Consider the following 9,840-nt stretch of genomic DNA (forward strand, 5'->3'; position numbering starts at 1 on the left):
CCACCCCGCCCCAGTCGATCATGCGTCTGATGACCCGGTCCTGGAGCAAAGTGAAGTCGAACAAATGAATCAGCACAGCAAAGAACACGCCCGCTCCTATTACGCTGCGTCGGCCCGGGCCAGCACGCCCTGGCCGGTGCTCAACGGTGATCTCACTGCCGACGTCTGCGTGATCGGCGGCGGTTTCACCGGGGTCAACACCGCCATCGAACTCGCCCAGCGCGGATTGTCGGTGGTGTTGATCGAAGCCCGGCGCATCGGCTGGGGCGCCAGCGGGCGCAATGGCGGTCAGTTGATCCGCGGCATCGGCCATGAGGTCGAGGGCTTTGCTCGCTATGTCGGCAACGAGGGCGTGCATTATTTGCAACGCGCCGGGATCGATTCGGTGGATCTGGTGCGCCAGCGCATCACCGACAACCACATCGAATGCGACCTGCGCTGGGGCTTTTGCGAGCTGGCCAACACCCCGGCGCAATTCGCAGCGTTCAAGGATGAACAGCTCAGCCTCGGTGACCTCGGCTACCAGCACGAAACCCGCCTGGTTGGCCCCGGGCAGATCCGCCAGCAAGTGGTCAACGCCGACGGCTACGCCGGTGGCCTGATCGACATGGGCTCCGGCCACCTGCACCCACTGGATCTGGTGCAGGGCGAGGCGCGCCTGGCAGCGTCCCTCGGCGTGCGGATTTTCGAGCAAAGCCCGGTGTTGCAGATCATCCATGGCGAAACCGCTGAAGTGCGCTGCGCCACCGGCAGCGTCCGCGCCGGCAGTCTGGTGCTCGGTTGCAACGCGCACCTTGATGATCTTGAGCAGCAACTCAGCGGCAAGGTGCTGCCGGCCGGCAGTTACATCATCGCCACTGAACCGCTGTCCGAAGCGCGCGCCGCGCAACTGATCCCGCACAACCTTGCGCTGTGCGACCAGAAAGTCGGTCTCGATTATTACCGGCTCTCGGCGGATCGACGCCTGCTGTTCGGTGGCGCCTGTCATTATTCCGGACGCGATCCGGCAGACATCGCCGCCTACATGCGGCCGAAGATGCTCAAGGTCTTCCCGCAACTGGCTGACGTGCGCATCGACTATCAATGGGGCGGCAAGATCGGCATCACGGCCAACCGTTTCCCGCAGGTCGGTCGGCTCAAGCAGCAGCCCAACGTGTTTTACGCTCAGGGTTATTCCGGTCACGGCCTCAACGTCACGCACTGGTGCGCCAAACTGCTGGGCGAAGCGATCCACGCCGGCCACAGTCAGGGCATGGACGTGTTCAGCGCAGTGCCGCACATGACCTTCCCCGGCGGCCCGGCCCTGCGCTCGCCGCTGCTGGCACTGGGCATGTTCTGGTATCGCCTGCGCGAAATCCTCGGCTAACCCCACCCCTGTAGGAGCTGCCGAAGGCTGCGATCTTTTGATGTTGATTTTAAAGATCAAAAGATCGCAGCCTGCGGCAGCTCCTGCACATATCCACATCAGCCCGTGAGTCCCGGCCGGCGAAGCGATTCACGCCGGCCACAGTCAAGGCATTGCGCGAAATCCTCGGCTACCCCCCACCCCTGTAGGAGCTGCCGAAGGCTGCGATCTTTTGATGTTGATTTCAAAGATCAAAAGATCGCAGCCTGCGGCAGCTCCTGCACAAATCCACATCAGCCCGTGAATTTGCTCTATCGCCAAGCACTTCTATATTGATGAGGTGCTTTTGCGTTCCTGACGCTCAGTGCCCAATCAACCGAGGAGGACATGGATGAAGTCGTCAGCCGCCGATGAGCCACGAGCACCGGGCCAAGCCCCGATCAAGACCCGACGCTTCAGCATTTCACTGGTATGGATCGTGCCGATCGTGGCGGTACTGGTCGGCATTTCGCTGGTGGTGCACAACGTGCTGCAGGAAGGCCCGACCATCAACGTGACGTTCAAGACCGGCAGTGGGCTCACGGCCAACAAGACCGAAGTCAAATACCGCAACGTGGTGATCGGCCAGGTGTCAGACGTCGAATTGAGCGACGATCAGAAAAGCGTGGTGGCCACCATCAAACTGTCCAAACGGGCCGAAACCTTTACTCGCGAAGATTCAAAGTTCTGGGTCGTGCGCCCACGCATCGGCGCCGGCGGCGTGTCGGGCATCGACACGTTGCTCTCGGGTGACTACATCGGCGCCGACATCGGCCAGGCCAACAACCGCGCCAAACAGTTCAAGGGCCTGGAAAACCCGCCGCCCATCACCTACGGCGAACCGGGCAAACGCTTCATGCTGCACGCCCCCGACCTCGGCTCGCTGGACATCGGTTCGCCGGTTTACTACCGCAAGATTCCGGTCGGTCAGGTCGTGACCTACACCCTCAATCCCGAGGGCAAAGGCGTGGATATCGAAGTGTTCATCCATTCGCCGAACGACGCCTTCGTCACCGAAAACACCCGGTTCTGGAACGCCAGCGGCATCGACATCAATGTCGGCGCCAACGGCTTTGCGGTGAAGACCGAATCGCTGTCCACCATGCTGGTCGGCGGCATTGCCTTCCGTGCACCGGACTACAGCCCCAACGACGTTGCCGCCGCTGATGACAAGGACTTCGAACTGTTCGCCGATCAGCAGACCGCCCTCGCCCCGCCCAACGGCAAGGCGCAATACATGGTGCTGCGTTTCGACCAGTCGCTGCGCGGGCTCAAGGTCGATGCACCGGTGGAGTTTCTGGGCATGGAGATTGGGCGGGTGGTCGGGATCAACCTGGATTTCGACGCGCAAAAACGCAGCTTTCCGCTCAACGTCGGCATCGTCATCTATCCGCAGCGCCTGGGGCAGGCCTACAAAAAGATGCTGACCGAATTCAAGCACGATCCCAACGACGAAGCGGCCGGCATTCGCCTGCTGGGCACCTTTGTCGATAACGGTCTGCGTGCCCAGGCCCGCAGCGGCAACCTGCTGACCGGGCAGTTGTACATCGCGCTGGATTTCTTCCCGAAAGCGCAGAAAGTCGCGTTCGACGCCACCGCCCGGCCGGTGGTCTTGCCCACCGTGCCCGGCAGCCTCGAACAGTTGCAGGAAAAACTCGAAGCGGTGGTCGACAAGCTCAACAAACTGCCGGTCGAACGGATTGCCGGCAACCTCGACAGCAACCTCGTGGAACTGCGCAAGGGCCTGACCCAGTTCAACGCGAAAACCCTGCCGAGCGTGCAGACCACGCTGGCCGACGTCAGCAAGACCTTGCAGTCCGCCAGTTCGACCCTGGCCGAAGATTCGCCGCAGCGCGAGAAGCTCACCGAGACCCTCGACGAACTCGGGCGCATGTCGCGCTCGCTGCGTGAGCTGTCGGATTATCTCGGTCGCCATCCGGAATCGCTGATTCGCGGTCGCCCCGACAACGCCGCGCCGCTGGATCTGAAAGGACCGCCACGCAATTGAGCACAGGAGCTATCCCATGGCTTTACCGCTGAAGATCACCGTGCTCGCTGCGTTCATGCTGCTTGGCGCCTGCCGTAGCGAGCCGATCAACTTTCACACCCTGACTCCGGTGCAACTGCCGGCATCCCGGGCCGGCGCGCAGATTCCGATCGAGGGGATCAGCGTGCCGCCGCAAGTCGACCGCCCGCAAATCGTCATCCGTCAGGGCAACAATGGCCTGGCGATTCTGGAAACCCAGTGGTGGGGAGCGAGTCTGGCGGATGAGTTACGCAGTGCCTTGAGCGATCAATTGAGCAATACCGGCGGTCGCGGCAATGTCTCGGTGCGTATCGATGTGCAGCGTTTTGATTCGATCCCCGGACAATACGGGCTGATCGACGTCAAGTGGCGCCTGCGTCCGAGCGGTGCCGCGGATAATGCTCTGCTGACCTGCCATTCAACCTTGCAAACAGCGTCCGGTCCGAGCATCGACGAACTGGTGGCCGCGCAGCAGAACAACGTCAAACGCCTGGCTGCCCTGATCAATCAGGCGGCGGGCAATTCTCGTACCTGTCCGTCGGCATCCTGAGCCGCCAGCAGCGTGACGGTGAAACGGCAGCCGTTCGGTTCGCGAGTCACCAACTGAACCTGCCAGCGTTGATGGCTGCAGATTCGCTGCACCAGCGACAACCCCAGCCCGAGGCCCTCACCGCGCTGTTCGTCACCGCGCACGAATGGCTGGAACATCGCGTGACGTTTCTCTTCCGGAATACCGATGCCGCTGTCCTCGACCACGAAGCTGTCCTTGAGCAGGGTCAAGCGGACAAAACCTTGATCGGTGTAGTGCCAGGCGTTGCGCAACAGATTGCCCATGACCGACTGCAAAAACGTCAGGTCATAACGCGCGATGCCCGCCAGTTGCGGTTCGTAGATGAACTCCAAGCCTTTTTCACGAATCAGTCGCCCCCAGATTTCCACCTGGGCGTCGGCAATGGATTGGAGCGTGCATGTGGATTCGGTGCCAAGCTCTTCCGGCTTGCGCGCCAGCATCAAAAAGGTTTCAACCAGTTGGCGCATTTCAGCGCTGGCCCGGGCAATCCGTGTGACCTGCTGGGTGGAACGCGGATCCAGCGAAGGGTTGGCCAGCAACAGCTCGCAGGAGCTGGCCAGAACCATCAACGGTGTGCGCAGTTCGTGACTCACGTCACTGGTAAAGAGCTTTTCCCGGTTCAGGGTTTCACGTAACCGGCCAAGGGTCTGGTCAAAAGACAGTGCCAGCTCTCCTACCTCATCATCGGCGTAATCCGGATGCAGCGCCGGCGCCAGCGCGATCAGCTGATCACGATGACGTACCTGCCCCGCCAGACGGATCACCGGCGCCATGACCTGCCGCGCCAGCAGCCTGCCGAGCGCGACAGCCAACATGACGCTGAGGATGAACCCGATAATCACCACCACGAACAGCAGATGCTCGCGTTGTTCGAAGCTTTCCTGATTGCGCAACAGCACATACTTGCGTCCGCCGACCGCCTCGACCATCGCATAGAAGTCATCACCGTTGAACGTGATCTCCTGAAACCCTACGGGCAGTTCTGCCAGTTGTGGCGTCAGCGCCATGGATCCCGGGCCATTCTCGAAAAAAAACAGCTCACTCTTTTCCGGCTCGTGACGCCACTCGTTGATGTCGTCCATTGCCAGCAAGCGGCGCAGTCCGCCGCTGAGGGCGGTCATGGTCAGCTTGTGTTCGACGACATGCACGGTGGCCACAATGCCCATCGCAAAGACACCGGCCACCACTGCGCTCATCAAGGCGAACACAATCACAATCCGATTGGCGAGGCTTTGCTTGAGGTCCATCCGGTTCAATGACTCCAGTGTTTATGTCAGGGCTGCGAGGGGCGGCTCGACGAGGTTGTCCAAAGCTCGCAGCTTCGCCTTGCCCGGCGTTGTTGTTAAGTGCTTAAAACAAACAAAACGACTATTTGAGTTTAATTATCAAATAGCCTTTTCCGCTAATGCGTGCGCATCTCTCGCAAATTTTTCACATGTTCTTCACTGCCCCGCCACGACTCTGAACGTAGTGTTCAGCAGCCATTCAAGCAAACCACCGTAAAGTAACTAACCTCCTGGAGCTTACGTTGCACTTTGCGTGTTGACTGAATGGATCTCGGGAATGACAAGAGGCAACGTTGTGGTTGAATTAGTACAAGTACAATCAGCGTCCAAACGATGGGATCTGTCTCGTCCGCGCACCTGGGCAATCATTGCTGTCGGGTTACTGCTGATCGCACTGATTTGCGGCTTCGTCTGGATGCAACGCTCGCCCGCCAACCTGCGCTATGCCAGCGCGTCGGCGACCCAGGAATGGGAGAAGGCCTGGCAGGCCGGCGAAGTCGTCGCACTGGTGCGTCATACCGAGCGTTGCGACCGCTCGACCAATACGTGCCTGGGGCCGGCGGACGGTATCACCCAGGCTGGCAGCATTGCTGCAGCCGACGTCGGCCGTGGCTTTACGCAACTGGGCCTGGAAAAGACCCAATTCTTCAGCAGCCCGTTGACGCGCACCATGCAAACTGCGCATTACATGCTCGGTCACGATGCCGTGGCTGCGGAATGGCTGGAAACCTGTGGCCCGACGATGCGCAATGAATTGGTGGCGCACAAGACGCCGGGGCAAAACATGATCCTGGTGACCCACAGCGGCTGCATCGCCGATTTCGAAAGGCAAACGGGTTACCCGCGTGCGGTCGCCGCCGAATATGGCAGCTCTGTTTTAGCCCGGATAGATGCGCAAGGAAAACTTGAAGTAATCGGCATCATGAATCCCGACGGCTGGCAACAATTGGCCAAGTAATCATCAGACTTGATCAAACAACAAACGGCTCGGCCAATGCTTTGGCACAGGGTATTGGCGTGTATGAAATTTGTAATAAGAAATGTTTTTTACTTTCCAGAACTGGAAATATTTAATTTTAAAGCTTGTCTTCTCAAGGAGAACTTAAAGCTGGAAGCAGATCCGTTCTCTGAATACAGGACACGCCCATCGGCCGTGCTCACCTCTGCATTCATTCAACCCGGTGCCGCGCCTGCAACGGAAATTGCCAGGCCGCCACTGAACCGCACACTTTGTACTGCACCAAGGTCCAGTCATGACGTCTGAGAACAAATCGCTGCACCATGCGGCGTTGAATTTGCCGCGCCTCCATCAGAGCACCCTGATCGAACGCTTTGCGATCCCCGGCCTGGTGCTGGCCTTCGTGGTGTTTTATCTGCTGCCGCTGATGACCCATGGCCTGTGGATTCCCGATGAAACCCGTTATGGCCAGATCAGCCAGGAAATGCTGCAGAGCGGCAACTGGGTGGCGCCGCATTTCATGGGCATTCGCTACTTCGAAAAACCGATTGCCGGCTACTGGATGATTGCTATCGGCCAGGCCATCTTCGGTGAAAACCTGTTTGGTGTGCGTATCGCCTCGGCGCTCAGTACCGGGGTCAGCGTGTGGCTGGCCTGGTTGCTGGCCCGTCGCCTGTGGAACAACCCGCGAATCAGCGCTGCGTGCGCCCTCCTTTATATGAGCTTCGGCCTGATCGCGGGGCAAGCGGGCTATGCCAACCTCGATCCGCAGTTCACCTTGTGGGTCAACCTGAGCATGGTAGCGATCTGGTTTGCCATCGACAGCAGTACCCCCCGTGCGCGCCTGGGCGGCTGGGCTTTGTTGGGATTGGCCTGTGGCATGGGCCTGATGACCAAAGGTTTCCTCGCCCTGATGCTGCCGGTGCTGATCGCCCTGCCCTACATGATCTGGCAGCGGCGTTTCGGCGAGCTGGTGCGCTATGGGCTGGTGGCCGTGGCGGTGGCCGCACTGGTCAGCGTGCCGTGGGCTCTGGCCGTACAGGCGCGTGAACCGGATTTCTGGCGGTTCTTCTTCTGGCATGAACACATCCGTCGCTTTGCCGCAGGCGAAGACGCGCAACACGCACGGCCATGGTGGTTCTACCTGCCGCTGCTGTTTGCGTCCACCCTGCCTTGGGCGCTGCTGTTGCCTTCGACACTGTTGCGTACCTGGCGGGAAAAGCGCAATCCGAAAATCGCCTTCCTCGCCTTGTGGTTCCTCCTGCCGCTGGCCTTTTTCAGCGCGAGCAGCGGCAAACTGCCGACCTATATCATGCCGTGCCTGCTGCCTCTGGCCCTGTTGATGGGCCACACGCTGATGGGCTGGCTTGAGCGCCAGAACGGCCGCGTCTTGCGCATCAACGGTGTGGTCAACGTGGTGCTGGCCATTGCCGCTCTGGTCGCGCTGATCTATCTGCAAGCGACCCGCGAAGTTTACGAACACACCGAAATGTTCAGCCTGTCGCTGGCTTATATCGTGCTGCTCGGCTGGCTGATTGCCGGTTCGCTGCAAGCCTTGCGACCTCTGGCGCTGTGGGCGATGCCAGCGCTGGGCATCGGCCTGCTCGTCGCACTGCTGCCGGCCGCGATGCCAGCGACCATCGTCAACAGCAAGATGCCGGATCAGTTCATTGCCGAACATCAGCAGGAACTGAGCGAAACCACCTCGTTGCTGAGTAACGATCTGGGTGCAGCTTCAGCATTGTCCTGGCGTTTGCGCCGTCCGCAGGTGGACCTGTTCAACACCGTTGGCGAGCTCAAGTACGGCCTCGATGACCCGGCCATGGAGTCACGCAAGGTCAGCCTCGACGGCATAGGCGACTGGATGACCGAAGCACGCAAAAAAGGCTCGGTCGGCGTGGTGATGCGGGTCAACAGCACCTCGGATGCGCAGCAACTTGAGCTGCTGCCCATCGACGGCAAACACTACCGTCGCGGTCAGATCGAGATCCTCATCTTCAGCCAGAGCCAGCCATGACCCGGACCAGGACTGAACGGAGGCAGTTGCTGCTTCTGCTGGCCGCGACTGCCCTGCTGTTATTGCTCGGCCTGGGCAGTCGCGAGCTGTGGGGGCCGGAAACCCGTTGGGCGAACATCGCGTTGCAGATGCTGCAAAGCGGCGACTATTTCGACCCCTATCTCAAGGGCAGTCCTTATTACGACAAACCGCTGCTGTCGTACTGGCTGATCACCGCCACCTCGTGGTTCACCGGTGGGCTGGGGCACTGGTCGCTGCGCCTGTCATCGGTCATTTGCGCATGGTTCAGCGTGTGGCTGGTGTACCTGATCGGCGAACAACTGTTTCGCAAAGGCACCGGGCTGATCGCTGGCTGGATGCTCGCGACCACGTTCTACTTCGTGTTCTGGGCGCGGGTTGCCACAGCCGACATTCTCACCGTGTGCGGTGTACTGGCGGCAGTCTGGTGGTATTGGCGCGGCCCGGATGACACCCGGTTCTGGCGCTACGTGGTGTTTTTCGGCTTGCTGTCGTTGACCTCGCTGTTCAAAGGCCTGATCGGTTTCATCCTGCCGGGGCTGGTGCTGCTGCCGCACCTGCTCAGCGAACACCGCTGGAAACGCCACCTCAACCTGCGGCTGTTCGGCGCGCTATTGATTGCCGGGGCGTTTTACATGACGCCGTTCCTGTTGTCCCACCTCTACGGTACGCCCAACTACGAACAGAGCGGCCTCGGCCTGGTGCTGCGCGAAAACGTTGTGCGTTTTTTCCAGCCGTTCGATCAGTTCGGGCCGATTTACACCTACCTGATCTACCTGCCGGTCTACACCCTGCCCTGGGCGCCGTGCTGGTTGATCGCCTTGTGGGTGGCCGCGCGCAACTGGAAGCACATCGAACCGGACACCCGCTGGCTGATTCAAGGGCTCGCGCTGCTGATGCTGTTTTTCACCGCCAGTGGCAGTCGCCGCAGCTATTACGTGTTGCCGCTGGTGCCCTTCGCGCAATTGCTGGGTGCCTGGTGGGTGACCCGGCGCATGGCCGCCCGCAACAGCGAAGGCCGTGGGCTGAAGATCGGTTTCGCTGTCACCACTGTGTTGCTCGCCGCGGTACTGGGTGTGCTTTACCCGTGGACCAACAGCGGCGGCGGTGTCATCCGTTTCGGCGAACAGGTACGCGAACAGGCCAGTCAGCAGGCACCGTTGAATCAATGGCGCATGGTCATGATCGAGGTCGACAACAAAGTGCCGATGTACCTGCAAACCGGCGGTACACCGTTCTACTACGTGCCGGAAACGATCGAGGACTTCCCACACAATGGCGACACAGCCGCGCTGATCGCCTGGCTGCAACGCAACAGCGGTGAACACTGGGATCCGCAACGCACGATTTTCGTGGCGCAATACCGTTCCGGTGACGCCGTGCCACTGGATGCGCTGAAGGCTGACCATCAGGTCATCACCACCACCCCGACCCGTGGCGAGCAGCTATTCCACGGGCGAGCAGACCAGAGCGTGGCCTACATCCCCCACTCCTGAGCGATGACGTTAAGACAAAAGTAGAGAGTCGCGGTAAATTTGAATGGCAATGACAAGTATTAACGGCTTCTTTGACGTTTTTTT

General features: G+C 60.1%; 8 protein-coding genes. 7 read left to right on the forward strand and 1 reads right to left on the reverse strand.

All coding sequences use genetic code 11. The annotated features are described in order from the left end of the window. From DBR18_RS30230 to DBR18_RS06730, 4 genes are all read left to right on the forward strand, one after another. A partial coding sequence (locus DBR18_RS30230) for a hypothetical protein (RefSeq protein ID WP_371921074.1) occupies positions 1-68 on the forward strand: 68 nt, incomplete at its 5' end. After that, the gene (locus DBR18_RS06715) at positions 65-1,366 is read left to right on the forward strand and encodes an FAD-binding oxidoreductase (RefSeq protein ID WP_108589758.1); all 1,302 of its coding nucleotides are present in this window, start codon (positions 65-67) and stop codon (positions 1,364-1,366) included. The genes DBR18_RS30230 and DBR18_RS06715, both read left to right, overlap by 4 nt. Positions 1,367-1,736: 370 nt before the next feature. Continuing rightward, positions 1,737-3,392 carry an intermembrane transport protein PqiB gene (locus DBR18_RS06725; RefSeq protein ID WP_108589759.1) on the forward strand — a complete coding sequence of 552 codons (1,656 nt, stop codon included), beginning with the start codon at positions 1,737-1,739 and terminating at the stop codon, positions 3,390-3,392. 16 nt (positions 3,393-3,408) lie between these two features. Then, positions 3,409-3,960: a membrane integrity-associated transporter subunit PqiC gene (locus DBR18_RS06730; RefSeq protein WP_108589760.1), complete on the forward strand. Its 552-nt coding sequence runs from the start codon at positions 3,409-3,411 to the stop codon at positions 3,958-3,960. Here DBR18_RS06730 and DBR18_RS06735 read toward each other — a convergent pair. Continuing rightward, entirely contained in the window at positions 3,918-5,228 is a 1,311-nt protein-coding gene (locus DBR18_RS06735; protein WP_108589761.1) for a HAMP domain-containing sensor histidine kinase, read from the reverse strand. The genes DBR18_RS06730 and DBR18_RS06735 overlap by 43 nt on opposite strands. 454 nt (positions 5,229-5,682) lie before the next feature. On the opposite strand from DBR18_RS06735, the gene DBR18_RS06740 reads away from it, so the two are divergent. The 3 genes from DBR18_RS06740 to DBR18_RS06750 all read left to right on the forward strand — a co-directional run bounded on the left by DBR18_RS06740 (position 5,683) and on the right by DBR18_RS06750 (position 9,756). Next, the gene (locus DBR18_RS06740) at positions 5,683-6,225 is read left to right on the forward strand and encodes a histidine phosphatase family protein (RefSeq protein ID WP_256588593.1); all 543 of its coding nucleotides are present in this window, start codon (positions 5,683-5,685) and stop codon (positions 6,223-6,225) included. Between the two features lie 295 nt (positions 6,226-6,520). Continuing rightward, positions 6,521-8,242: a lipid IV(A) 4-amino-4-deoxy-L-arabinosyltransferase gene (gene arnT / locus DBR18_RS06745; protein WP_108589763.1), complete on the forward strand. Its 1,722-nt coding sequence runs from the start codon at positions 6,521-6,523 to the stop codon at positions 8,240-8,242. Continuing rightward, the gene (locus tag DBR18_RS06750) at positions 8,239-9,756 is read left to right on the forward strand and encodes a glycosyltransferase family 39 protein (protein WP_108589764.1); all 1,518 of its coding nucleotides are present in this window, start codon (positions 8,239-8,241) and stop codon (positions 9,754-9,756) included. The genes arnT and DBR18_RS06750 overlap by 4 nt, the downstream gene beginning before the upstream one ends. Positions 9,757-9,840: the final 84 nt, after the last annotated feature.

This window comes from Pseudomonas sp. HMWF021 (assembly GCF_003061005.1).
Classification (GTDB): domain Bacteria; phylum Pseudomonadota; class Gammaproteobacteria; order Pseudomonadales; family Pseudomonadaceae; genus Aquipseudomonas.